Genomic DNA, 26,133 nt, shown 5'->3' with positions numbered 1-26,133 from the left:
AAGGGAAGAAGAATCATGCTATATATAAATGGAGAATGGGTCCAATCTGTTTCAGGAGAGGAATTAGAAGTCATTAACCCTGCTACAAATGAGGTTATTACAAAGGTAGCGAAGGGGAATGAACAAGATTCCAAGTTAGCAATTGAGGCCGCTGAAAAAGCATTTAAGCCATGGAAATCAACACCAGCAAAAGAGCGAGCAGCTTTCCTTAAAAGTGCAGCTGAGTACCTTCGCAGTACAATCGATGACTTGGCAGAAACGGTCACTAAAGAAATGGGTAAGCCTGTTAACGAAGCAAAAGGAGAAATTGGGTTAGCGATTGATTATTTAGAGTGGTATGGGGAAGAAGCGAAGAGAGTTTATGGAGAAACAATCCCTTCCTCCCATAAAGATAAACGGTTAATGGTCCTAAAAGAACCCGTTGGAGTTACAGCAGCTGTAACCCCTTGGAATTTTCCAGTAGCCATGATTACAAGGAAGCTTGCTCCTGCTCTTGCAGCCGGTTGTCCGGTTGTTATCAAACCAGCTTCTGCTACTCCACTATCTGCATTAAAAGTGTTTGAAGCCTTTCATGAAGTTGGATTGCCAAAAGGAGTAGCTAACCTGGTTTCAGGATCTGCTTCTAAGGTTGTTGGTGAGATGACACGAAACACGGCTGTGCGAAAAATAACATTTACAGGGTCCACAGAAGTAGGAAAGAAGTTAATTCGTGACTCTGCTGATACTGTAAAGAAAATATCGATGGAGCTTGGGGGTCATGCACCATTCATTGTTTTTGATGACGCTGATCTTGATAAAGCTGTTGAAGGCGCTGTAGCAAGTAAGTTCAGAAATGCAGGCCAGACTTGCATCTGTACAAATAGAATCTATGTGCAAGAAGGTGTTGCAGAAGAATTCGGACGAAAATTTGCTGAAAAAGTCTCCGCACTTAAAATTGGTAACGGTTTAGAAGAAGGGGTTGCTATAGGGCCGCTTATTGACCAAGGGGCATTAAGTAAAGTTGTTGAACATATTTCAGATGCAGAGAATAAAGGAGCACAAATATTGTGTGGAGGAAAACGAGCTGAGGTAAAAGGTAACGAGGGCTGCTTCTTCGAGCCGACCGTTATTCAAGGAGCAACCGATGAGATGATCATTTCTATTGAAGAGACGTTCGGCCCAGTAGCACCAATTTATACATTCAAAACACGAGAAGAAGTGATTGAGCGTGCGAATCATCAAGAGTATGGACTTGCTGCTTATTGCTTTACAAAAGACTTATCTCAAGCCTACTACATGATGGAAGAACTGGAATATGGAATTGTAGGTATTAATGATCCTATCCCAACCACAGCTCAAGCACCTTTTGGTGGAGTGAAGGAAAGCGGGATTGGTCGTGAAGGTGGTCACCACGGGATTAACGAATACTTGGAAGATAAATTTGTATCATTAAATTTAAGCTGAATTTGGAAAGATGGTGGACAGGTTGAATAAGCAATGGCAAATCGAACTGGAAAAAATCATTAAGGATAAAAAGCGACTTCTATCGAATCCGGCCGACTTGCTGAGTTATGGTTTTGACGGTTCTTTCGGGCAGTATCAACCTGAAAGGGTCGTTCAGCCCATTAACCGTGAAGAAGTCGCAGACATCATGAAACTGGCCAATACTTTTGGTGTGCCTGTTTACCCTAGAGGGCAGGCTACATGTTTAAGCGGAGGTCCTCTCCCGGTTCGGGGTGGAATTGTGCTGGATACCTGCAAAATGAAAGACAAGCTTACCATTGATTCTGAAAACCTCACAGCTACTGTTTCTCCCGGTGTGATAACGTCGAAAATAAAAGAGGCAGCTGAGAAAGAAGGGTTCTTTTATCCCCCCGATCCAAGCAGTGCTCACGTTTCTACAATCGGAGGAAACGTGGCTGAAAACTCAGGTGGTCCAAGAGGATTAAAGTATGGCGTTACAGGCAATTATGTACTCGGTCTTGAAGTGGTTACCCCCCAGGGAGAGATCATTCGAACCGGTGGACAAACCATTAAAAATGTTACCGGATATAATCTGACACAACTGCTTGTAGGCTCTGAAGGAACATTGGGCGTCATTACAGAAGTGACATTACGTTTAATACCAAAGCCAAAAAGTCGTGTCTCATTACTAGTTGTATTTGACGACCTCGTTGCTTCGGGAAAAGCGATTTCAGGCATCTTATCTTCCGGGATCATGCCATCAGCAATGGAAATTATTGATCAGCATTGCATTAATGCAGTAGAAAGACATAAACCTGCAGGATATCCAGTTGATGCAGCGGCGATCTTACTCATTGAGTTAGACGGCCATCCTAAAGCGATTGAAGAGGAGATGGTTGAAGCTGATCGAATTTGCAGAGAAATTGGAGCCAGAGAAGTGCAGACAGCAAGCGATGAAGAGGATCAGAAAAAATTATGGGAAGCGCGCAAGCTTGTTTCTCCTGCTATTGCTAAAATCAAGCCGACAAAAATTTCCGAGGATGCTACTGTTCCGAGAAGCAAAATACCGGAGATGTTTGAGAGGCTGAGTGAAATTCGAGAAAAATATAACGTGGAGCTTGTTGTATTTGGTCATGCAGGGGACGGGAACCTCCATCCAAATATATTGACTGATAAGCGTGATCAGGAGGAAATGAAAAGAGTGGAAATGGCTGTATCCGAAATTTTCGAATCGGCAATCGAAGTTGGCGGGACACTGTCGGGGGAGCATGGTATAGGAACAATGAAAGCTCCCTTTATGGAGAAAGAACTTGGGAAGATTGGACTCGAGATGATGAGAAGAGTAAAAGAAGCTTGGGATCCAAACGATGTGATGAACCCCGGTAAAATCTTTCCTCAAGACGGACAAACAAAGCTGGTGTTGACAGAATGAGTACGCAATCATTAAAAGAACTTCAAGAAAAAATCGGATACAGCTACACCTTTGATTGTGTTCAATGCGGATATTGTCTGCCTGCTTGTCCGACCTATGAAACCATGGGGAAAGAAACACACAGCCCCCGGGGACGTATTAATTTAGTGAAGATGGCTGCCGAAGGGAAATTGGATCTTAGTGATTTGCGGGATCCAATTGAAAAGTGTCTTGGTTGTCAAGCTTGTGTCACAGCATGTCCAACGAATACGCAATATGGAAAAATACTTGAAGGTGCTAAAGAGGTTTTGAATGAGGAGAGTACCCTGCCTTTTCCAAAAAAGAAGGTTCAGGACTTTATTTTTAACAGAGTATTCCCTTCTTCGAAATGGATGGATACGATCGGACATTTCACTTGGGCATATCAAAAAACAGGTTTGCAGAAGTTCGCAAGAAAAACAGGTCTCTCAAACTTTGCTCCATTGAATCTTGCCAAATTTGAACAGGTACTGCCAAATCAAGTCTCGCCCAAAGTACGTTCTTCCAGAAAGGGGTTTTATCCTGCTGTAGGAAAAGCTAAAGCTTCTGTCGCTTTCTTTAAAGGATGTATCATGGACAGCACATTCTACTCTACAAACCAAAATACCATTTCCTTGTTAAATCATGCAGGAGCAGACGTTTATATACCTGACGAACAAACGTGTTGTGGAGCTTTGCATGCGCACTCAGGAGAAGGGGATTCAGCAAAAGTACTTGCAAAACGTAATATCGAGCAGTTTGAGAAGTATGATGTTGATTACGTAGTCAATAATGCAGGTGGTTGTGGAGCACAACTTGTTGAATATGACCATTTACTCAAGAATGATGAGCAATGGCGAGAACGTGCGATTTCCTTTGTAAGAAAATCTAAAGACATTAGTTCTGTCCTTTTTGAATTAGGAGGGTTACCATCCCTTGTTGAGAAACAGGAAGTGGTTACCTATCAACCCTCATGTCATCTGACTCATGTGCAAAAAGTTACAGAAGCTCCTAAGCTCTTAGCTAAATCAGCTCCGGGAGTTACTTTTAAAGAAATGGATGATGAACAAAAATGTTGTGGTTCTGCAGGAATTTATAATATTGTTAATTACAAAGAAGCAATGGAAATACTCGATGTTAAAATGGCAAAGGTGAAACCTACACATGCTGCAACAATTATAACAACTAACCCGGGTTGTCTATTGCAAATGAAGATGGGTATTCAACGTGAAGGGTTGGAAGAGAAGGTTAGAGCTGTTCACCTTGTAGATTTTTTATTTGAAAGATTACCGGCTCAAAATAGCATTTAAGGATATGTATATATGTAGAGAAGCTGGGACAGAAGTGTTTTAGTCAAAGAGAATCCGAACAAATAATGTACGGTGCAAATACATCGCTCCTGAAATATACTTCGCTTTCCGTGGGAAGCTGGTGAGCCCGCACTCTGGGGTCTCACCTTTCCTTTTCATCCCGCCGGAGTCTGCGTATATTTCATCCGCTGCGTTTACGTTCGTGCATGGTCCGGATTCTCAGCTAAACACTTTCTTTATGTCCCAGCCTCTTGTGTGTCTTTTTGTTCAGTTCCCATGACATAGATATCTCTTCAGGAAAAATAATTCGTAGGGCGAAATAGCCTTTTTCATTCATATCTATTTAAAATATTCAGAAAATTAATATAATTTTAGGTATCGTTTACATGACGTCAGACTGAGTGAGGTGAATGAAGTCTCAGGGAAACTACTATCAACAGAGGAGATGGAAAAATGAAAAAGTTTTTAAGTATTATTCTAATCACCCTTTTCGTCAGTACGGTAGTTGGACAGGCTACTGCCTCAGCCTTCTCAGAGAAAATCCTTAATGTGGCCCACCGGGGAGCTTCAGGACATGCTCCGGAACATACAATTCTATCTTATGAACTTGGGGAAAAAATGAAGGGTGACTACATCGAGATTGATCTGCAGATGACAAAAGACGGTGTATTAATAGCCATGCACGATGAGACACTTGATCGCACAACTGATGGATCGGGGCATGTGAAAGACCATACTATTGATGAAATCAAACAGCTTGATGCAGGGTCATGGTTTAATGAAAGAAATCCTGAAAAGGCAAGTGAAGATTTTGTCGGGCTGACTGTACCAACGTTAGAAGAAATCTTTATTGAGTTTGGAAAAAGTACAAAGTACTATATTGAAACAAAATCCCCTGAAGTTTATCCTGGAATGGAGGAAGAGCTTCTCCGTCTTTTAAATAAATACGGGCTGACAGGAAAGCACGATCGTGTTTTATTGCAGTCTTTCAGTCAGGAGAGCCTTCAAATCATTCATGAACTCGATCCCTCGTGGCCTTTGGTACAGCTGATCAGAGCAGCTGACTCAGATAACATTACAGATGAACAGCTTGAAGAAATCTCAACTTATGCCATCGGGGTCGGGCCAAACCATACACGCATCTCAGAAGAAGATGTAGCAAGGGTTTTGCAATATGACCTGGACATTCATCCTTACACTGTTAATAACCCGGAAGTTATGCACGAGCTTTTGGATTGGGGAGTAACTGGTTTATTTACAGATTATCCTGATGTACTGTGGAATGTATTAAAAGAAAGACAAACAGGCCGATAGAATGATTTCTTCCAGATAGCTTGTTCTCTCCGTGAAGAAAAAAAGAGCGTATGCGCACAATGCTTAAGAAGGTATTTCAAAAGATGAATCTCCTCTTTTGGAATACCTTCTTTTTGTTAGGTTCATGATAAAAACGGGTATTGGCTTAAGAGAGAAGCTGGTTTAAGCCCACGACGTGACAATGAGGCGGGTTTTCCCGTATGATATTAATGACTCAATGAAAATGGATGTGAACATCATGATTGGAGTACTGTGCCTGCACGGCTTTAGTGGAACACCAAAGGAAATTGAGGCAATATCCAGCCACCTTCAGAGTAAAGAAGGCTGGCTTGTTTATACACCCAATCTTCCGGGACACGGATCAAAAGAAGGGATGAGGGAAGTCACTTATAAACACTGGCTTTATGCGGCAATGGTTTCAATTGAGGAGTTGCTGGAACGGTGTGAAAAAGTGTATGTGATCGGTTTTTCCATGGGAGGAATGCTTGCAAGCTTCCTTGCGGCAAAATACCCCGTAGACCGGCTCGTTCTTATCAGTTCCGCAGCCTACTACCTGAACCCAAAACAGCTTGTCCAGGATGTACGGGCATGGATGGTGGAAGGATTCCAGAAGCCTTTATTCGATGAAGAACTGTACCAGTTTTATAAAAAGAAAATCAAAGAAACACCAATTATGGCTGCTTATGAGTTTACGAAAGTGGTTAAGTCTGCACGTCCTTTACTTAAGGACATTACGGTTCCCACACTGATCATCCAGGGTGAGAGCGACGGTATTGTTCCGCCGAAAAAAAGTGCAGAATATATTTACGAACACATTCAATCTGACGATAAAAGGGTATACTATATTCAGAATGCAAAGCATTACATCTGGTTTGGTAAAGAGAAAGAGGAATTTCTGCAGACGATTGATGCGTTTTTGACTGAAGAAGACACGCCGTCTTTGGAGCATGAAGATCTCGGATAAAAAACGAGCATGCCGTCGTTGCTACGCGGACATGCTTTCTTTAATTTGAACGAACAAAAACACCAGGAGAACGAAGGAGAGAGAAACATGATTAAAGTATCACAGCCTAAGCCATTTACATTTGAAGGGGGAAAGCGTGCTGTTCTTTTACTGCACGGATTCACAGGGAATTCCGCTGACGTCCGCATGCTCGGCCGTTATTTACAAAAGCGCGGCTACACTTCCCACGCACCCCAGTATAAAGGGCACGGCGTTCCACCGGAAGAACTGGTTCATACTGGCCCTGAGGACTGGTGGAAAGACGTTCAGGAAGGATATAACCACTTGAAGGAGATGGGACACGAGGAAATTGCCGTTGCCGGTCTTTCACTTGGTGGTGTATTTTCCCTTAAGCTTGGGTACACACTACCAGTAAAGGGAATTGTACCGATGTGTGCACCGATGTACATAAAAAGTGAAGAAACGATGTACCAAGGTGTACTTGAGTATGCCCGGAAGTATAAACGCTATGAAAAAAAATCGAATGAACAAATTGAAGAAGAGATGAAGGCATTTGAGAAAACGCCGATGAATACATTAAAGGCACTGCAGGAATTGAATCAGGAAGTCCGGGACAATGTGGACATGATTTATTCTCCGGTTTTTGTTGTACAGGCCCGTCACGATAATATGATCGATACGGACAGTGCGAACATTATATATAATGAAGTTGAATCGGAAGTAAAAGACTTGAAGTGGTACGAAGAATCCGGTCACATCATTACACTGGACAAAGAAAAGGACCAGCTGCACGAAGATGTCTATCAGTTCCTTGAGAAACTGGACTGGAATGAATAGACCGGTGCAAATGCGGTCCGAGGGAAAGGAGCAGTCAAAATGACAGAGTTAACAAAAGAGTACGTACTCAATTATATGAAAGAAGAAGCGGACAAGCCGCTATCGGTAAAGGACCTGGAAGAGGCCCTCGGCGTCACCGATTCCAGCCAGTTCAAAGCGTTTGTAAAACTGCTTAACGAACTGGAGGAAGAGGGGAAGCTTGTCCGTACACGAAGCAACCGCTATGGACTGCCGGATAAAATGAACCTCATTCGAGGGACTGTGATTATGCACCCGAAAGGTTTTGCCTTCGTTCGTACCGAGGAAGGCTTTGATGATATTTATATTTCAGGCTCTGAAATGAACAGTGCCATGAACAAGGATACGGTACTTGTAAGGCGTCATACCAACTCAAGCGGATCCAAGCCTGAAGGGACGATCATCCGTATTCTTGAGCGCGGGGTTAAAGAAGTCGTCGGTACTTATGTGGATGATAAGTATTACGGATTCGTCGTTGCCGATGACAAGCGGATTCCAAACGATATTTTTATTCCGAAGAAAAAAGAAGGCGGGGCCGTTGACGGGCATAAAGTGGTTGTACAGATCACAAAGTACCCTGAAGGACGGATGAGTGCAGAGGGTCATGTGGTTGAGATTCTTGGTCACAAGAACGATCCAGGTGTGGATATCCTGTCAATTATCCACAAGCACGGACTGCCCGGGGAATTTCCCCAGGAAGCCTTGGATCACGCAAATAATGTGCCTGATGAAATCAGTCCGGATGAGATCAAGCATCGCCGGGATTTACGTAACGAAACGATTGTGACAATTGACGGCGCGGATGCAAAGGATCTTGATGATGCTGTCCGTGCAGAGAAGCTCGATAACGGTAACTACCTTCTCGGCGTATACATAGCCGATGTTTCCCATTACGTAAAAGAAGGTTCTCCAATTGACCAGGAAGCGTATGAGCGGGCAACAAGCTGCTACCTCGTTGACCGAGTTATCCCCATGATTCCACACCGCTTATCCAACGGAATCTGCTCGTTGAATCCGCAGGTGGACCGGCTGACTCTCAGCTGCGAAATGGAGATCAGTCCACAGGGTGAAGTGGTTAACCATGAGATTTTTGAAGCGGTTATTAAAACAACGGAGCGGATGACATACACAGATGTGCGCAAAATTCTTCAGGAAGAAGATGAAGAAGTAACGAAGCGCTATGAAGACCTGGTACCGTTCTTTAAACGAATGGAAGAGCTCGCTGCTATTTTACGTAAAAAGCGTTTTGACCGCGGTGCGATAGACTTTGACTTTAAAGAAGCAAAAGTCATTGTGGATGAAGAAGGAAAGCCGACGGATGTAGAGCTTCGGGACCGTTCTGTAGCGGAGAAGCTCATTGAAGAGTTTATGCTCTGTGCGAACGAAACGATTGCCGAGCATTTCCACTGGATGAAGCTGCCGTTTGTTTACCGGATTCACGAAGATCCGGATGAAGAAAAGCTCAATCATTTCCTGGAGTTCATTACAAACTTCGGTTATGTAGTGAAAGGAAGTGCCAATACGGTTCATCCCCGGGCCATGCAGGAAATTCTTGATGCAGCGAAAGGGGAACCGGAGGAAGCCGTCATCAGTACGGTCATGCTCCGTTCCATGCGCCAGGCTAAATATGATCCGGATAACGTCGGTCACTTCGGACTTTCGGCAGACTTCTACACGCACTTTACGTCTCCGATCCGGCGTTACCCTGACTTAATTGTTCACCGTTTGATCCGTACGTATCTGATCGAGAAAAAGACAGATGAAAAAACACAGGCCTACTGGGAAGAAAAGCTCCCGGCTCTTACACAGCACTCATCTGAACGTGAGCGTCAGGCAGAAGATGCGTCGAGGGAAACGGATGAGCTTAAGAAAGTGCAGTATATGGAAGATAAAATCGGTGAAGAGTACGAAGGGATTATCAGCGGTGTCACCGGATTCGGCCTTTTCGTCGAACTGCCGAACACGATTGAAGGCCTTGTTCATGTAAGTTATCTTACCGATGACTACTATCATTACGATGAAAAGCAATATGCCATGATCGGTGAAAGAACAGCGAAGGTCTTCCGTATCGGTGATGCCATTGATGTCCGGGTTATTAACGTAAACGTGGATGAACGGATTATCGATTTTGAAATCGTCGGTATGAAAGAGCGGAAAACGAAGAAGCAGGACCGTCCGAAAGTCATCGAAGGGGGCAAACGCTCTCCTCGTAAAAAAGACGGGGATAAAGGCGGCTTAAAGCTCGGAGACCGCGGGGGCAAGAAGAAAAAAGACGGCGGGAAAAAAGATAAGCCTTTCTACGAGCGTGCGCCAAAAGGGAAGAAAAAGAAGAAAAAACGCTAGTCTGAATGTGAAAGCACTGGAAAAAGGTAAAGATCGAACTTTTTCAGTGACTTCGCTGAATATCCGGGTCCTTTTCCAGGGATCCGGATTTTTTATCTACATGTGGATAAAAAACGGTTAGTTTCTTTTTCAGATGGGAAAAGAATGGTGAAAAATACAGTAGAGAGAGGGATAAGGATGAACCATATGAACGGCCATTTAGAAGAGATTTACGCTGCAGTTGAAGATTGCTTCAGAGCATGTAATCAGTGTTATGAAGCGTGCCTGTCTGAAGAAGATGTTTCCCACATGAGAGAGTGTATCCGCACGGACCGTGAGTGCGCGGATGTGTGTGAATTAACATTAAAAGCGATAGCGACCAACGCTCCCCATATGAAAGACATTATCCGATTATGTGCAGAGGTAGCTGCAGACTGCGCAAATGAGTGTGGCAAACATAAACACGATCACTGCCAGATGTGTGCAGAAGCCTGCCATACGGTAAGTGAGCTCTGCGGTGCGTACGGATCATGAGGCAGTTTTTTAGATCCACGAATGAAGGCAACTCAACATCCAGCTTTAACAGACCCAAACAATTAGCAACTAAAAAGAAGGCACCTGGTTTTTAGCTGACAAGAAAGAGGGGGACTCACATGAGAGCCGCCCTCTTCATTGTTATTGAAAATAAGCCATACTATTTGGTATGATAAAGGAATCGAAGCAAGCTGAAAGGATGCAATACGATGGCAGACGGAAAACTCGTAGCTCAGAATAAAAAAGCACGTCACGATTATCATATAGAAGAAACATACGAAGCAGGCATTGTCCTGACCGGAACGGAAATAAAGTCGATCCGCGGAGGCAGAATCAACCTGAAGGATTCTTTCGCGCGGGTGAGTAACGGGGAAGCATGGATTCATAACGTGCATATCAGCCCGTACGAGCAGGGAAACCGTTACAACCACGATCCTGTGAGAACGAGAAAGCTGCTTCTTCACCGAAAGCAGATAAATCAGCTTATCGGACTTTCTAGGGAGAAAGGCTACACTCTTGTTCCTCTGAAGGTTTATTTGAAAAACGGCTTTGCAAAGGTTTTAATCGGCCTCGGAAAAGGGAAAAAGAAATACGACAAGCGGGAAGACCTTAAGAAGAAGGCAGCGAAGCGTGATATCGAACGTGCCTTTAAAGATCATCAGACCGGCCGGTAGTACACGTCTTTTCCAACGGGGGATGGGTTTACCATTTGACTGTCAATCTCTATATGCTATAATTAGAAGTGTCGTCAGGAGAGATGGTGGTTTCTCCGTGAGACGACTTTTGAAAACAGAATAGCATCTATTCATGTTCTCCAGCTTTCCCATTTATCATGGGGACGTTCTGGATTCGACAGGGGTAGGTCGAGCTTAAGTTGCGAGTCGAGCTGAGTGTCCTCGTATAAAACGCTCATCGCCTATAGTTGGCAAAGAAGAAAACAACTTCGCACTAGCAGCGTAACAGTTGCTTTGCGGTTCCTCCCTTCATCGCCCATGTGAAGGACCAGGGACTCACTTATAGTGGGATACGCCTGAAGTCCACCGCCTGAGGATAACAGGAAGAGATCAACCAGGATAGCCACATGGAAGCCTGTCAGCTGGCTGAAGTGATGGCGAAATCCCAATAAACTGACTACACTCGTAGACGCTTAGGTGTCGTTATCTCTGGACGTGGGTTCGATTCCCACCGTCTCCACCATACATATCAGTAAAGCGCATCGGACCGGTGCGCTTTTTTGTGGTTCCAAAACCTCTCTGAAATCAGAAGACGGGATGATTACTTTATTACGATGGATCCTGTTAGTGATGCGATTCTTGCGGAAATCCTCTGAATTCTACCGGAAATGGCATTGATTCTATTGAAAAAGGCGATAATTCTGTTGAAGTCCAAATTATTCCTGTCAAAAAGAGAAAAAGCCCAGGATCAGGACGTAATTCTTTCGAAAATCCTCTGAATTCTGTCGATAATGGCATTTATTCTATCGAAAATGACGATAATTCAGTCAAATATCGTAATTATTCTGTCAAAAAGAAAAAAGCCAACTGCGAAAAGAGGCCGGGACATAAAGAAAGTGTTTAGTTGATAATCCGAACAATGCACGAAAGTAACGAAGTATATTTCAGGAGCGATTTATTTGCACCGCATATTTTTTATGTTCGGGTTCTCGTTGACTAAAACACTTATGTCCCAGCCTCTTTTCGCAGTTCAGCAGTTAAATGGACAATACGCACATTTTCGTTTAGAAGGCAATTCCTTTAGTAAGCAGCAGGTAATCCTCTTAAAGTCAGCGGAACACTCTTCCACAGACCGTCCGTTAAGAAACCGCCTGAAAGGTGAGCGTCTTTTAAAGGGCTGCCACACATCATCTTCAAGAAGCGAATGTAAGTCTTCACGGGCAAGGTCTGTGTCTGTCTGTTCATACACCCAGAGAACGTACCCCCAGATATTTTCCCAAAGGGTAAAAGAAGACACCTTTCCTTTTCTTCTTAAAGACTCAACGACCTCGTGACCGAAAAGCTCCAGTAGGAATGGCAGGTCCTGATCTTCACGCTTGCGCAGGAAACGTTCCTCAATTTGAAAACGGAAGCTACCTTCGTTATGTACTACATAAACGTCATCGAGTGTGCCGTCCCATGTCCTGTTTTGGGCGGCAAGAGACAGGAGTGAAGCAAGAAAGAATCCGTATTTTCTCATATAAATCGATGTGGCTACACTGTGGTCGGGGGCACACGTGTCTTCTGTGACCATATCCATTAACGTCCCGAAATGATCTCCGCAAATATCCCCTAACGTAGCAAATCCACTGGCCTGACCAACAATATCTGTCTGATAGAGCTTAATCTCAGGCACCGTTCATAACCTTCTCTATATTTTGTCCGATACAGCGCCCTTTTCCGTAAGGGATGCAGTGAGGGGTGCCGAATAGGGGATCGGTGGTAACCCGGCAGGCCATATCAAAAACAGTACGGATAAGGTCACAGGAAACAATGTCTTCCGGTTTTCCCTGTTCAAATACCGCTCCGTCTTTTATGGCAATAATGTTATGAGCGTAACGGCAGGCCAGATTAATATCGTGCAGGACCATAACAATTGTCCGGTTATGTTTTTCATTCAGATCATAAAGGAGATCAAGCACATCAATCTGATGCGTCATATCCAAGTATGTGGTCGGTTCGTCCAGAAGGATGATGTTAGTATCCTGCGCCAGGGTCATGGCAATCCAGGCTCTCTGGCGCTGGCCTCCTGATAATTCATCCACAGGCCGGTTACGGAGGTTATCCACACGGGTAGCCTTCATCGCTTCTTCGACCTTAATGGTGTCTTCTTCAGTCCAGCGGGACAGCCACGAATGGTGTGGATAACGTCCCTGTTTAACCAGGTCATGAACCGTCAGTCCTTCAGGTGAAACGGGAGACTGGGGTAAAATACCGAGCTGCGTCGCGAGACTTCTTGAAGACATTTGCTGCAGGTTTTTCCCTTCCAGAAGAACAGAGCCTTCCGAAGGTTTAAGTAAACGGGCAAGGGAACGGAGGAGAGTGGATTTCCCGCAACCATTGCTGCCGACGAAAACAGAGATTTCACCTTTGGGTATGGACAGATTTAAATCTTTAAATAACAGTTTGTTATCATAGCCGATTGATACGTCTCTGGTGCGTAATGAACTGCTCACACAGATCCCTCCAAAATAATGTTGGTTCTATCTTAGCACAAAAGAGAAGTTATGTGAGAATGATTTTCACTATCAAATAGTTCTTTACATTTTTAAAACATCGGAGTAGACTAATGTTGTGCTGAGAATGATTATCATAATCAAATAAATGAGAGATGGAGGATCAACATGAAGAGATTATTTTTACTTATTGCAGGGGCATTAGCACTTACAGCATGCTCCGGTGAGGAAAATACAACAAATACAGGTGGTGAGCAGGAAGGCGAACCCTTTACAATCGAAGGCACAAACGGAGAAGTGACGTTAGACGAGCCGGCTCAAAAAGTAGTCGTGCTGGAATGGACTTATGCTGAAAATCTCCTTGCTCTTGGCATACAGCCGGCAGGAATGGCTGACATTGAAGAATATCATAACTATGTAAATATAGATGCGGAGCTTGATGAAGATGCAGTGACCGATGTTGGCGGACGCCAGGAACCAAACCTTGAAGCGATTGCCGCATTGGAGCCGGATCTGATTATCGGGGTAAGCTTCCGTCATGACGCTATTTTAGATGAGCTTGAATCGATTGCTCCAACCGTTATTTTTAATCCATACCCTGAAGAAGATGAATCCATGGACTTGTATGAAGAAATGGAAATGACGTTTGAAGAAATGGCAAAAGCAGTTGGAAAGGAGAATGAAGCTGAACAGGTACTTACGGATCTGGATGGGAAATATGAAGAAGCGAAATCTAAAATCGACGAGGCTGATCTTGAAACGCGGGATGTCATTTTAACGCTTGCCTATTCCGGAGCCCAAGCACCTGAAATTCGTGTCTTTACTCCTCATTCCATGGCTTCAATTATTCTGGAGCGGATCGGTTTAAACAATGTACATGAGCCGGATCAATTTGAGGAATTTGGTTCGAGCACCTATAACGTTGAAGGACTTGTTCAATATGAAGATGCGAATTACCTGTACACCGTTCCTGATGACGATAACATCTACGAAAATCAGCTGGAAGGAAATGCAGTCTGGGAAAACCTGAATTTCGTAAAGGAAGATCGTCTCTACGACCTGGGTGAAGATACATGGCTTTATGGCGGGCCGTTATCAGCTGAAACGCTGCTTGAACAAGTTACCGATGTCATGGTGAAATAACCGTGGGTTGGATAGCGGCGAAAAAGTCCTTTGTCTCACTGACAGGGGGCTTTTTCCTTCTTCTAATTCTGTCTGTTATCCATCTTACCCAGGGACAGGCTCAGTATACGGTGGCTGAGCTTGTCGAGCAGGTGTGGATTCCAGGGCGTATTCAGGACATCATTTTATCTCTTCGTCTGCCAAGGCTTACGATGGGGGTTATTGCCGGAGGAGCGTTAGCCGTTTCCGGCGCAGCATTGCAGACATTGACGAGAAATCCCCTGGCTTCCGCAGGTACACTGGGGATCAATTCTGGTGCTTTTTTCTTTGTGGTGGCATCAATGATCTTTTTCCCGGGACTGTTAGGCAGCTATCCTTTTGTAACAGCCTTGTGTGGTGCTGTCCTGGCCGCTGTTCTTGTCATCCTTTTATCCGGAAAGCAGATGAATCCTGTCAGAGTAGCCCTTACAGGGATGATTGTTTCTCTGTTTTTTGCTTCTTTAACAGGTGCTTTGCAACTGCTTTTTGAAAATCAGACAAATGGTTTGTTCCTTTGGGGAGCCGGAACCCTTGTCCAGATGAACTGGAACGGGGTTGCATTTTCAGCTCCGGTCATCGGGCTCAGTTTTTTAGCTATTCTCTTATTATCAAAGCCATTGGACACATTCTCACTTGGTGAAGATATAGCTGCTTCTCTCGGGCAACGGGTTTTGACAGTGAAACTCCTTACCTGGATACTTGCCATTGTGATGGCTGCTGCTACGGTCAGCGTGGTCGGGCCGATTGGCTTTATCGGATTAATGGCCCCTCATATTGTAAAAATGATAGGCGTAAAAGGGCATCTTCAGATCTTCATTCATTCGTTCTTATGGGGCGCTACTCTGCTTGTAGGAGCTGATGTATTGGGACGGCTGATTCAGCCTGCCCAGGAAATCCCTGCAGGTGCCATGACTGCGCTCCTGGGAAGTCCGTGGCTCTTGTACCTGGCCTGGCGTACGGCGAAAGCACTAAAGCAGGGTGACCGTCAGATGGGCGGCACCCGGTCACCTGTCAAAATGAAGATCATTGTTCCGGTCCTCCTGGTAAGCAGTGCCATTGTGATTTTAATTGCGTATTCCTACAATGCGTTGACCGGAGGATTCGACTGGTCCGGTGCTGCTGTGTGGACTTTCAGGGCACCTCGGGTGATTACCGCATTTCTTGTTGGTGTCATGCTTGCCATGGCAGGAGTATTGTTTCAGGGGGTTTTACGAAACCCCCTGGCAGATGCCAGCGTTATCGGGGTAACGTCCATGGGAGGCGCCGGAGCTATGCTTCTGTTAGTTATGTTTCCTGCACTGCCTCCCCAATTACTTCCACTGGGAGCGGTTGTCGGTGCAATGACAGCCCTGGCAATCATCTTATTTACAGCGTGGAAAAATAACTTTCAGCCTATTTTGGTTGCTCTGATCGGGATTGCCATTTCAGCATTCGGTTCGGCTGCCATTCAGGTTTTTGTCGTAAAAGCAGGCCTGAGTGTTTCTTCTGCCCTAGTCTGGTTGTCGGGAAGTACGTATGGTAACAGTTGGGGAAGTGTACAGTTTGCAATTATTCTGCTTGTTGTATTCCTGGTGCCGGCCGTTTACCTGACGAGAAGTCTGGATGGACTCATGTTCGGGGATGATGTTGCCTCTGGTCTCGGGATGAACGTTCGTTCTGTACGGATCGGAGCGTTGTTTACGGGTGTCGCCATAAGTACAGCAGCGGTTTCCATTGTTGGGACGATTGGGTTTATTGGTCTCGTTTCTCCTCATATTGCAAGGCGGCTGACCGGTTATAAACATCTGCCTCTTCTGATTATTTCAGGTTTATTGGGAGGGCTTTTATTAGTGACCGCAGACTTTATCGGAAGAGTCGTTATTGCACCAAAAGATATTCCGAGCGGTCTGGTGGTAGCGTTAATCGGTACACCTTACCTGCTTTATCTGCTGAGAAGGATGAAAGGGTAATAATTATGAACGTTTTTTTCTAAGGGTGGTTGTTTTTGAAACGCTACCCAGAAAAGAATTCAAACTCAGCTTCATTGAACCGAATACAATCCCTTTCCGCGGACTCGCGCCGAACCACTTCGGGGAGACCCCATGCCTATTTTCATGCGCTATGGGGCGATTAAATTAGCATGAGTATCTGTTTTCGTATACATTGTTGCTATTCGTCTTTAGATTACAGAAAATGAAGATGAAGCATGCGGGCCCTTCGCTATCAGTGACGGGGCACTACTTATGAGGAGAATCACCTGGGCGACCGGGGAAAAGGAAGGGATTGGATTTCTCCATCATTAACGTAAACCTGCAGCCATTTTGTAGAAAAAAAGGAAAGAGGGCTCAATCAGCCGCTCTTTCCTTTTTAGTATTGTAAATATTACTTAAGATCTTCAATCGAGTCAATGTCCATGTATTCAGGGACAACAAGACCGGTACGTGCACCTTCAAGGTTAACACCAAGGTCAACCATATCATCTTCGTAATCATCAAGAAGGTGAGCATGTGTTAATGGCAGCCATGCAGCGACCATTGCGTCAGCTTCTCCTGTAGCAACAGCCTGGAACATGTATGGTGCTTCTGTCGGAGTCATTGTTACATCATATCCGATATCTTCAAGGACTTTACCGATCATGTTAGTAGAAGCGATCTCTGAATCCCATGCCACAAAAATCAGCTCGATTTCTTCATCTTCGACAGAGCTTACACCCTCTGTCCACTCTGATACTTTATCCTGGTTATTTTCAACCCACTCAGCAGCAGCTTCGGCTTCGTTCTGTCCTTCATTAATGGCCATCATGATTTCACCCATGTCTTCTTCAGTCCAGTGGAAGTTTTCAAGGACTGTGTAAGCTTCAGGCTTCTCTTCTTCCAAGCCTTCACGTGCGAATGTGTGGATATCTTCCGCTTCACCGAAAATACCTTCCGGGTCTTCGAGATATTTCAAGTCATAGGCAGCGAACTTCCAGTGAGGAGTCCAGCCTGTAACGATTACAGGTTCTTCATTTTCGTAAGCTGTTCCCAGCGCCTGTGTCATAGCGGCACTTGAACTTGCAGAAATATCCCAGTCTTCAAGTTCATAGGCTTCAACAGCTTCCTCAGCTGCAGACATGATACCGGCTCCAGGCTCAATACCTGTAATGGTGTAGTCTAATTCTTCACCATAGTTCGTGCTCTCTTCTGAGCTCTCTTCATCTGCACCGGTTTCTGTACCTGGGTCTTCTTCATCTGTGCCGCATCCTGCCGCAACAAGTGCAAGTGACATACCTGCAACGATTCCGTATTTTTTAAGTTTCATAATTGACCTCTCCTTTTTCTATCTATTTATTTACCCTTTTATTAAAAAAGGGAGAAAAAACATAATTATGATGCTTTTTTGTTCAGGGTTTGTGTCAGGCGGTCAAGGATAATTGCCAGGATAACGAGACAGATCCCCGCTTCAAAGCCCATGGCGATATCGTTTCTGCCGACAGCATAATACACTTGTCTTCCAATGCCGTCAGTACCGATCATCGCAGCGATAACAACCATGGATAAAGCGAGCATAATCGTCTGGTTTACCCCGGCCATCATCGTTGTTTTTGCCATTGGAAGCTGTACTTTGAACAGCTTTTGATTCGGTGTAGAACCAAAGGAATCGGAAGCCTCGATCATTTCAACTGGTACCTGACGGATACCCAGGTTGGTTAATCTGACCGTTGGCGGCATGGCGAAAATAACTGAGGCCACAACACCTGGAACGATACCGATGCCGAAAAAGGCAACTGCCGGAATTAAATAAACAAAAGCCGGCATTGTCTGCATGAAATCAAGTAATGGGGTGAAGATTCTTTGAACCATATTACTTTTCGCCATCCAGACTCCAAGCGGTACGCCAATGACGACTGAAATTAAGGTTGCCGTCATGACAAGGGAAAGGGTAATTAATAAATCATCCCAATACTCCAGGTTCTCGATAAAGAGTAATCCAAAAAGGACAAGCAGAGGTAAGCCGTAGTTCTTCTCTTTGCGGACGAGAAATGCTGCCACTCCCGTTAAAATAACGATAAACAGAAGGGGAGGGATGACGTCAAATGCAACCAGAAAAATGTCTGTGGCGATAAAATTGATTACACTGCGAAGTGACCCGAGGATAAACTCCGCATTCCTTAACCACTCCACAAATGCTTCAATCCATTCGCCTACCGGAATTCTAGGAATCAGATTCATTTGTCGTCACCTCATTTCCAGACAGGGCAGCCAATACTTTACTTCTGATAATAATGCCTTTCAGTTTACGCTCTTCATCTACGACTGCAATTGGCACCCGGGAAGTCGACGAGAGGTCAAACAAGTCATGCAAAGGTGTATCAGGTGTTACTGTCGGAACGTCTTTATGTATGTATGGCGTTAAATCAGTATGTTTGTTTTTAACAGCCTGGGATACTTCATCAACATGAACAATCCCGCTCAGCTGTTTGTTCCTTTTCGTAACATAAATACTTGAGATATTCGTATCTCTCATGCGCTGCAGAGCGACGCGGGGGCCATCCTTCTCAACATTAACCGTTTCCGGTCTGACCATAATGTTTTCGGCTGTGAATACCTTGGAACGGTCTACATCTTCTACAAATCGTTTAACGTAGTCATCTGCCGGGTTTGTGAGAATGTCTTCAGGTGTTCCGACTTGAACAATGGAGCCATCCTTCATAATCGTTATCCGGTCACCGATCCGCAGCGCTTCATCTAAATCATGTGTAATGAACACAATGGTCTTTTCCATCTTTTCCTGCAGTTCAAGCAGTTCATCCTGCATGTCTTTTCGGATGAGAGGATCGAGAGCCGAGAAAGCTTCATCCATAAGGAGGATGTCAGGGTCATTTGCAAGTGCACGGGCAAGACCGACACGCTGCTGCATCCCGCCGGAGAGTTCATCCGGGTATTTGTCTTCATATCCTTTTAAACCGACCAGTTCGAGAGAAGAGCTGGCTTTAGCGGAACGCTTGCTTTTCTCTACTCCTTGAACCTCAAGACCGTATTCAACGTTTTCCTGGATCGAGCGAAATGGGAAAAGTCCGAACTTTTGAAAGACCATGCTCATTTTCTTTCGCCGTACTTCCCGTAGTTCTTTGTCACTGATTTTGGCAAGGTCTTCCCCGTCAACCCAGACATTTCCGTCAGTAGGATCAATTAAACGGTTCAGTAACCGGACCAGTGTGGATTTTCCACTTCCGGAGAGTCCCATAATGACGAATATTTCTCCCTCTTCCACTTCAAAAGAGGCTTGATTGACACCTACAGTCATTCCTGTTTCTTTTAGGATGTCGTCTTTTGACTTTTCCTTGTTTATAAGTTTTACAGCCTGTTTTGGACGTTTACCAAAAACTTTTGTTAATGATTGAACTTTTATTTTTGCCATTTTTCCACCTCTTTTTATAAAAACGAATAGATCATTTGTCAGGATTAGTAAGATAGTCTTGTGTACTTTGGTCCAATCACACTTGTATTACTATACGTGTTTACCAGGCGATGTACAAACGTTATTTAAGGTTTGTTTTGTATAAACAGTTCGTTCAGAAAAAACTGTACGAAGTGACCGGATGAATTTCTTTAAATTACTTCTGAATCCTCTTCTTTCCTTTTCATTTGAGTGTTTTGACAATTTCGTTCAGTCTGATACTATTTTGTATAGCTATTACAGTGGCATTTAAAAGGAGGCAGGACGATGGTCAGCCAGAACAGCTACGAGAAGGACACAAAAAAATTAGAAACGGCTCGAAATCGTTTTATCAGTGAAGTGGCTAAGAATATTCCCTTGTACAATATAACGCCTTCAGCTGGAAGACTCTATGGAACGATATTCTTTTCAGAACGTCCTATGACGCTTGATGAGATGAGTAAGGAAATGGAGATGAGCAAGACGAGCATGTCCATGAACATCCGTGCCCTTCTCCAGGCAGACATGGTGGAGCAAGTGTGGGAAAAAGGGGTAAGGAAAGATCTTTATAAAACCGAAGATGACTGGTATAAATCCTTTTCCAATGTTTTTGTCACGCGCTGGAGTGACGCTACTGAAAAAAACAAGCTCGCCATTTCCGATACAAAAAAATTGCTGAAAGACCTTGCAGAAGAATCCCGACATGATGAAATAAAAGAACGGATCTGCTGGGACCTTCAGAAGTTGGAAAGTGCGGAAAAGTACTATGAGTGGCTTTCAGAAGTCGTGGATTTATTTGAAACAGGTGAGATTTTTTCAATCGTTCCAAAAAAATAATGAATCATTCAGACGGGAGGACATGGTCCTTCCGTTTTTAGTATGGATTCTATATACTAGTAGATTTTAAAGATTCGGGAAGCTTCAGGATGCCTGAGCCATTATAAAAGAGTGAAGGGAGTTTGAAGTGAAAGCAGGGTATATGTAAGGAAGGAAGAAAGAAAAATGTAATTAACTGGAGGTATCGTGGAAATGAGGTTTCGGGATATGACTGTCGTTGTGACAGGTGCAGGAAACGGCATTGGCCGCGCGGTTGCAATTGGCTTTGGAAAAGAAGGAGCGAATGTTGTTTTGGCAGATTTGGATGAGACCGGCGGCGACGAGACGGTCAGGGTCATTCGTGAAACAGGAGGAGAGGGAAGTTTTGTAAAAACAGATGTTCGTCTTGAAGAAGATGTCGTATCTTTAATGAAACAGGCTGTGGATAAGTACGGAAGCATTGATGTATTGATAAACAATGCCGGAAAGTCCGTATTCCGTTCCCCTCTTGATCTTGCTGTGGATGAGTGGGATGATGTGATTAATACAAATTTGCGCAGTGTTTTTCTTTGTACGCGTGAAGCTGCAAAGGTGATGCAGGAAAACGGGCAGGGGGGCAGTGTGGTTAATATTGCCTCAACCCGTGCTGCAATGAGTGAGCCCGGCTCTGAAGCATATGCTGCTTCCAAAGGTGGGATTGTATCCTTAACTCATGCTTTTGCAGCTTCGTTATCGGAAAGCTTCATTAAGGTCAATGCGATATCCCCGGGATGGATCCATACAGGTGACTGTGAAGAGTTACGTGATATTGATCACAATCAGCATCTTTCTAAGAGAGTAGGAAGACCTGAAGACATCGTTCGTGCCTGTATTTATTTAACAGATCCTGAAAATGGATTTATTAATGGGGAAAACCTGACTGTAGATGGAGGAATGACAAGAAAAATGTTGTACGAGCATTAATAATGTTTCGGGAAACTAATATTTTTAGCAGGGTTTTCCGTTTTTTGTTGCGAATGTGTTTGTAATAAAAGCATTGCCGTCTGTTTTTTACCGATGGGCTGTGTTAAGGTGCATTGGTGATTTATGAAGAAAGTTGATTGCAGCGAATGAGCGACACTCCGGTGGGCGCACTGAGCTTTTATATCACGAATGAGCTTCGACGCGGAAAGCTGCGAAGCATAACTGCCAGAGGAAGAAGCAGGGGTACTTCATATGCAAGGGAGCGAGAGGGAGTGCGGAAATCAACACCTGAGTTTAATAGCTCCTTACTGATAAGAGCGCTCAGAGATACTGGCCTATAATGGGAAGGGGTTTCGAACTTGATGACAAATCAAACAAAAGCAGTAGAGGTTGTTGGTTCACCATTCAACTGGGATCATGGAAAAGGAACTTTTACGTTCGAAGGGGATCAGGCCGTTTTATTCTGGCTTAACTCGGCTTTTAAAACCTTTTTGGATACGATGGAGGAAGTGTCCGGAGAGGATGCGGCAAATGTGGTTTTGGAAACGACAGGTTACCGGATGGGGATTATTGTGGGAGAATACTTCTTTAAGACGAGCGATCGGCCGGCAGAAGCATTGAATGCTCTTCCTGATATTTATGCTGCAGCAGGCTGGGGGCGCTTTGAAGTTACACATTTGAACGAGGAAGCACATACCGCTGTTATTCGTATTACCGACAGCTGGGAATACAGGATCAATAAAATTCAGGGTAAAAAACAGTGCGGTCGATTTTTCCCTGGTCACTTTGCTGGGCTTTTTACAGGAATATTTGATACAAACGTCTGGTACGAGGTCAAAAGCAGCCAGATAGAGGGAGATAACTACTGTGAATTTTCGTTTTTTCCTTCTGACATTACAGTAAAAGAGAATATTCACGAGCTTTCCCGCAGAAATGAACAAAATGAAATAGATAAATTGGAGAACCTTGTTAAGGTCAGAACCGAAGAGCTTTCTCAGACGATCAAAGACATTTCTTCACCAATTATCCCTGTGCTTGACCAGGTGGTCGTGATTCCGCTGCTTGGAAAGTATGATAAGTTCCGCTCAAAAGAACTTCTTGAAAAAACAACGGAGGAAATTTCCAGTTATTCTGTCAGCTACCTGCTCCTTGATTTAACGGGACTGCATGAAGATATTGATGAGTACGGGGTTTCCATGATCCAGCAGCTTGTTTCGGCTACGTACCTGCTGGGTATTGAGACGGTGCTTGTAGGGATTTCCCCATTACTGAGTATGAAAATGAGTAACCTCAATTATGAGTTTACAGGGGTGAAGTGTTTTAGCAACCTTCAGCATGGCATAACCTATGCTCTGCGCTGTGAAGGACTAAGTATTTGCTGATTCGACATTAGTCAAAATTTTTGACACATGAAATGGGTTTTACTTCCCTGCGGGGTGGGAATAAGTACCGTGGAGCAACATACGATTCATACAAGGAGGAGTAACATTGGCAAGCGTAGAGAAAGACCATATCATCAGTGAGTGCCTTGCCCTTGGGATCTATAAGTTTACGGATGGACGTCAGCTTTACGAGGTCGCTGTAGATGAACTAATTGACTTACTAAGCGAATACGGAATCACAAAATTCCATTCACCCCGTGCTACATAAAGGAACCAGGCAATAGATATGGGAATATAAAAAGACATCGCTCTCCTTGGAGAACGGTGTCTTTTCTTTTGTTTAGATAGATATGAAACACGTTAAATGTCCGAGCAGAAAAAAAGCTGTTCTAAATAAAAGTAATATTGTAAAAATCTCACCTTTTTTGTCGAATATAGAAAATTCTCAAAATTTTTAAAGGAATTTGTGCTAAAATGAGAGAACAGTAGTTTATAGTTTAAGTGGATTGGGTAAGGGATCGCCTTTTGTGCGGCTGTATCAGAAGATTGCGCGAGGGGGCGCAAGTTTTTGAAGCCGGTCACATGAGCAAATGGACAAGCCCATTTCTCAAGAATTTTGCTTCTTTATGGGAGAGGACATCAGAAGGGATTGAGGTGCACGTATGTTTGATTCGTTTCGTAACATTTTTCGTGTAGGGGATTTGCGTAACAAGATTATATTCACATTGTTGATGTTAATCGTGTTCCGTATAGGTGCTCATATTCCAGCACCTGGAGTGAATGCAAGTGTTATTGACTTTGAGGGAATGGCTGCCTTTGGTTTTCTAAATACGTTCGGGGGCGGCGCACTGGAGAATTTCTCCATTTTTGCAACAGGTATTATGCCATACATTACTGCATCCATTATCGTACAATTACTCCGTATGGACGTTGTTCCGAAGTTTGCTGAATGGTCAAAAGAAGGGGAGTCCGGACGTAAAAAGCTGGCGCAGGTTACGCGCTACGGAACGGTCGGAATTGCCTTTTTACAGGCACTCGGAATGTCGATCGGTTTTAATAACTTAATGCCGGGCCTTGTGCCGAATCCATCGGTTGTTACATATCTTCTGATTGCAACGGTGCTGACTGCCGGTACAGCTTTCTTAATGTGGCTCGGAGAGCAGATCACATTAAAAGGCGTCGGAAATGGAATTTCACTTTTAATCTTTGCAGGTATCGCAGCTGCGATTCCGGGGGGGGTTAACCAGTTGTATGCCACCTATATTCAGGGAGCCGGTGAACAGCTTTTCTTAAATCTTGTTATTATCGGTTTGCTTGCTTTGGCAGTGCTGGTAATTGTAGTAGGAGTGATTTTCGTTCAGCAGGCGCTGCGTAAAATTCCGGTTCAATATGCGAAAAAGATGGCGGCTGGCGGCCGTCCGACTGGCGGTCAGTCAACGCACCTGCCGTTGAAAGTTAATGGTGCAGGGGTTATTCCGGTTATTTTTGCCATGTCCCTGTTCATCTTCCCGCCAACGATTGCAAACTTTTTTGATCAGTCCAATCCGGTGGCAAACTGGGTTGTCCAGAACTTTGATCAGACGAAGCCCGTTGGCCTGATCGTATTTGCTTCATTAATTATTGCCTTTACGTACTTCTACACGTTCGTTCAGGTTAACCCTGAACAGATGGCAGACAACCTGCGCCGTCAGAGTGGTTATATCCCTGGGATCAGGCCGGGGAAAGCAACACAGACGCACATTACGAAAGTGCTCTACCGTCTCACGTTTGTGGGGGCGCTGTTCCTTGCGACAGTCTCTGTTATTCCGGTCTTCTTTACGATCGGTATGGGACTTCCTGCTACCGTACAAATCGGCGGTACCGGTCTTCTCATCGTAGTAGGTGTTGCCCTTGATACAATGAAGCGGATCGAGAGTCAGCTTATTGACCGCAAATACACAGGTTTCTTAAAGAAAACATCGTAATACCTTAAGAAGCACCGGCCGCCGCGCCGGTGCTTCTTTTTTTCATCCGTAAAATTGTGCGGGGACAGACCCCTGACAATTTCGGGGGAGGGGTTGACTTTTATTAAGAGATTGATAAGAAATGGTAAATTGGGCAAGTAGAAAGGGGAGGGCATTTATAATGTGGATAGATGACGAATTTAACCGGGAGAAGAAATATGGGGCAAAGGTAGGTGTGAAATGAAAATACGTAAGGCAATTATTCCCGCAGCGGGGATGGGAACGCGTTTTTTACCGGCAACAAAGGCACAGCCTAAGGAAATGCTCCCGATTGTGGATAAGCCTGCGATCCAATACATTGTGGAAGAAGCCGTTCACTCTGGTATAGAAGACATTATTATCGTCACGGGTCGCGGGAAAAGGGCAATTGAGGATCATTTCGATAAGTCATATGAGCTGGAAGAGACACTTGGAAAGAGTGGGAAATTTGACGTTTTAGAAGAAGTTCAGTCAATAAGCAGTATGGCAAATATTTTTTATATCCGTCAAAAGGAACCGCTCGGGCTTGGTCATGCAATCGGATGTGCCAGTCACTTTATCGGTAATGAGCCTTTTGCTGTTCTTCTTGGTGACGATATTGTGAGTAGTGAAACACCATGCCTGAGGCAGCTGATCGATGTTTATAACCGCTATCAGTCTTCTGTTGTAGGGGTTCAGGAAGTTTACGGATCAGATATTTCAAAGTATGGTGTCATAGCACCTAAAACAAGCGATATAGAACCTGGAATTATTCATGTGGATAACCTTGTGGAGAAGCCTGACGCTGAGGAGGCACCTTCTAATCTTGCCATTATGGGCCGGTACATTTTACGCCCTGAAATTTTTGACATTATTCAGACAATCAAGCCTGGTGCAGGCGGGGAGATACAGCTTACTGACGCGATCAGGCGGCTGAATGAAACACAGGCAGTTCTTGCCTGTACGTTTAAAGGTGACCGGTACGATGTGGGGGATAAATCAGGCTTTATTAAAGCAAATGTTGATTTTGCCCTGAAACGTGAAGAATTACGTGATGAAATTATTCAATACCTTGCTAATCTGAAACACTAAGCGGACAATCAATAACGTGAT

General features: G+C 44.3%; 22 protein-coding genes and 1 other RNA gene. 18 read left to right on the top strand and 5 right to left on the bottom strand.

The genetic code is table 11. The features are described 5' to 3' along the window. Positions 1-15 precede the first annotated feature (15 nt). From EBO34_RS12205 to ssrA, 10 genes are all read left to right on the top strand, one after another. Positions 16-1,443: an NAD-dependent succinate-semialdehyde dehydrogenase gene (locus tag EBO34_RS12205; protein WP_122898932.1), complete on the top strand. Its 1,428-nt coding sequence runs from the start codon at positions 16-18 to the stop codon at positions 1,441-1,443. Between the two features lie 22 nt (positions 1,444-1,465). Continuing rightward, the gene (locus EBO34_RS12200) at positions 1,466-2,875 is read left to right on the top strand and encodes an FAD-binding oxidoreductase (RefSeq protein WP_122898930.1); all 1,410 of its coding nucleotides are present in this window, start codon (positions 1,466-1,468) and stop codon (positions 2,873-2,875) included. Continuing rightward, positions 2,872-4,182, top strand: a complete 1,311-nt coding sequence (locus tag EBO34_RS12195) for a (Fe-S)-binding protein (RefSeq protein WP_122898929.1) — start codon at positions 2,872-2,874, stop codon at positions 4,180-4,182. Before EBO34_RS12200 ends, EBO34_RS12195 begins: the two co-directional genes overlap by 4 nt. 453 nt (positions 4,183-4,635) lie before the next feature. Beyond that, complete coding sequence (locus EBO34_RS12190; RefSeq protein WP_122898926.1) at positions 4,636-5,496, top strand: glycerophosphodiester phosphodiesterase; 861 nt, start codon at positions 4,636-4,638, stop codon at positions 5,494-5,496. Positions 5,497-5,734: 238 nt separating this feature from the next. Beyond that, the gene (locus EBO34_RS12185) at positions 5,735-6,460 is read left to right on the top strand and encodes an alpha/beta hydrolase (RefSeq protein ID WP_122900054.1); all 726 of its coding nucleotides are present in this window, start codon (positions 5,735-5,737) and stop codon (positions 6,458-6,460) included. 90 nt (positions 6,461-6,550) lie between these two features. Beyond that, positions 6,551-7,297, top strand: coding sequence for an alpha/beta hydrolase (locus EBO34_RS12180; protein ID WP_122900053.1), 747 nt, complete (start codon positions 6,551-6,553; stop codon positions 7,295-7,297). 39 nt (positions 7,298-7,336) lie between these two features. Next, on the top strand, positions 7,337-9,658 hold the full coding sequence (rnr, locus tag EBO34_RS12175) for a ribonuclease R (RefSeq protein ID WP_122898924.1): 2,322 nt from the start codon (positions 7,337-7,339) through the stop codon (positions 9,656-9,658). A 144-nt stretch (positions 9,659-9,802) separates the two neighbouring features. Further along, positions 9,803-10,171, top strand: coding sequence for a four-helix bundle copper-binding protein (locus EBO34_RS12170; RefSeq protein WP_419466046.1), 369 nt, complete (start codon positions 9,803-9,805; stop codon positions 10,169-10,171). 209 nt (positions 10,172-10,380) lie between these two features. Further along, positions 10,381-10,845, top strand: coding sequence for an SsrA-binding protein SmpB (gene smpB, locus EBO34_RS12165; protein ID WP_122898922.1), 465 nt, complete (start codon positions 10,381-10,383; stop codon positions 10,843-10,845). Positions 10,846-11,005: 160 nt separating this feature from the next. Then, positions 11,006-11,368, top strand: a transfer-messenger RNA (tmRNA) gene (ssrA, locus tag EBO34_RS12160). A gap of 507 nt (positions 11,369-11,875) precedes the next feature. Here the strand turns inward: ssrA and EBO34_RS12155 are convergent. After that, positions 11,876-12,520, bottom strand: coding sequence for a hypothetical protein (locus tag EBO34_RS12155; protein WP_122898920.1), 645 nt, complete (start codon positions 12,518-12,520; stop codon positions 11,876-11,878). Then, positions 12,513-13,340: an ABC transporter ATP-binding protein gene (locus tag EBO34_RS12150; protein WP_122898918.1), complete on the bottom strand. Its 828-nt coding sequence runs from the start codon at positions 13,338-13,340 to the stop codon at positions 12,513-12,515. The genes EBO34_RS12155 and EBO34_RS12150 overlap by 8 nt, the downstream gene beginning before the upstream one ends. 168 nt (positions 13,341-13,508) lie before the next feature. Between EBO34_RS12150 and EBO34_RS12145 the strand changes: the two genes are divergently transcribed. Together EBO34_RS12145 and EBO34_RS12140 are read left to right on the top strand one after the other, a co-directional pair. Then, the gene (locus tag EBO34_RS12145) at positions 13,509-14,483 is read left to right on the top strand and encodes an ABC transporter substrate-binding protein (protein ID WP_122898916.1); all 975 of its coding nucleotides are present in this window, start codon (positions 13,509-13,511) and stop codon (positions 14,481-14,483) included. A 2-nt stretch (positions 14,484-14,485) separates the two neighbouring features. Further along, positions 14,486-16,450 (top strand): iron ABC transporter permease, encoded by a 1,965-nt coding sequence (locus tag EBO34_RS12140; RefSeq protein ID WP_122898913.1) that lies wholly within the window; start codon positions 14,486-14,488, stop codon positions 16,448-16,450. A 412-nt stretch (positions 16,451-16,862) separates the two neighbouring features. Here the strand turns inward: EBO34_RS12140 and EBO34_RS12135 are convergent, their stop codons facing one another. The 3 genes from EBO34_RS12135 to proV form a co-directional block, all read right to left on the bottom strand. After that, positions 16,863-17,780, bottom strand: a complete 918-nt coding sequence (locus EBO34_RS12135) for a glycine betaine ABC transporter substrate-binding protein (protein ID WP_122898911.1) — start codon at positions 17,778-17,780, stop codon at positions 16,863-16,865. A 65-nt stretch (positions 17,781-17,845) separates the two neighbouring features. Continuing rightward, positions 17,846-18,691, bottom strand: a complete 846-nt coding sequence (locus tag EBO34_RS12130; RefSeq protein ID WP_122898909.1) for an ABC transporter permease — start codon at positions 18,689-18,691, stop codon at positions 17,846-17,848. After that, positions 18,675-19,880, bottom strand: a complete 1,206-nt coding sequence (proV, locus tag EBO34_RS12125; RefSeq protein WP_122898907.1) for a glycine betaine/L-proline ABC transporter ATP-binding protein ProV — start codon at positions 19,878-19,880, stop codon at positions 18,675-18,677. Before proV ends, EBO34_RS12130 begins: the two co-directional genes overlap by 17 nt. 306 nt (positions 19,881-20,186) lie before the next feature. Between proV and EBO34_RS12120 the strand changes: the two genes are divergently transcribed. The 6 genes from EBO34_RS12120 (at position 20,187) to galU (ending at position 26,112) form a co-directional block, all read left to right on the top strand. Next, entirely contained in the window at positions 20,187-20,735 is a 549-nt protein-coding gene (locus tag EBO34_RS12120; RefSeq protein ID WP_122898905.1) for a GbsR/MarR family transcriptional regulator, read from the top strand. Between the two features lie 192 nt (positions 20,736-20,927). Next, complete coding sequence (locus tag EBO34_RS12115; protein WP_122898903.1) at positions 20,928-21,677, top strand: SDR family oxidoreductase; 750 nt, start codon at positions 20,928-20,930, stop codon at positions 21,675-21,677. A gap of 362 nt (positions 21,678-22,039) precedes the next feature. Next, the gene (locus tag EBO34_RS12110; RefSeq protein ID WP_122898901.1) at positions 22,040-23,059 is read left to right on the top strand and encodes an STAS domain-containing protein; all 1,020 of its coding nucleotides are present in this window, start codon (positions 22,040-22,042) and stop codon (positions 23,057-23,059) included. A gap of 106 nt (positions 23,060-23,165) precedes the next feature. Continuing rightward, a complete protein-coding gene (locus EBO34_RS12105) occupies positions 23,166-23,327 on the top strand; it encodes a Fur-regulated basic protein FbpA (RefSeq protein ID WP_183163850.1) in 162 nt (53 codons plus the stop codon). Positions 23,328-23,721: 394 nt separating this feature from the next. Continuing rightward, positions 23,722-25,023 (top strand): preprotein translocase subunit SecY, encoded by a 1,302-nt coding sequence (gene secY / locus EBO34_RS12100; protein WP_122898897.1) that lies wholly within the window; start codon positions 23,722-23,724, stop codon positions 25,021-25,023. 219 nt (positions 25,024-25,242) lie between these two features. Beyond that, a complete protein-coding gene (galU, locus tag EBO34_RS12095; protein ID WP_122898895.1) occupies positions 25,243-26,112 on the top strand; it encodes a UTP--glucose-1-phosphate uridylyltransferase GalU in 870 nt (289 codons plus the stop codon). Positions 26,113-26,133: the final 21 nt, after the last annotated feature.

This window comes from Alteribacter keqinensis (genome assembly GCF_003710255.1).
Classification (GTDB): domain Bacteria; phylum Bacillota; class Bacilli; order Bacillales; family Salisediminibacteriaceae; genus Alteribacter; species Alteribacter keqinensis.
The sequence above is the reverse complement of the archived record's forward strand: the minus strand, read 5'-3'. Positions and strand labels throughout refer to the sequence as shown.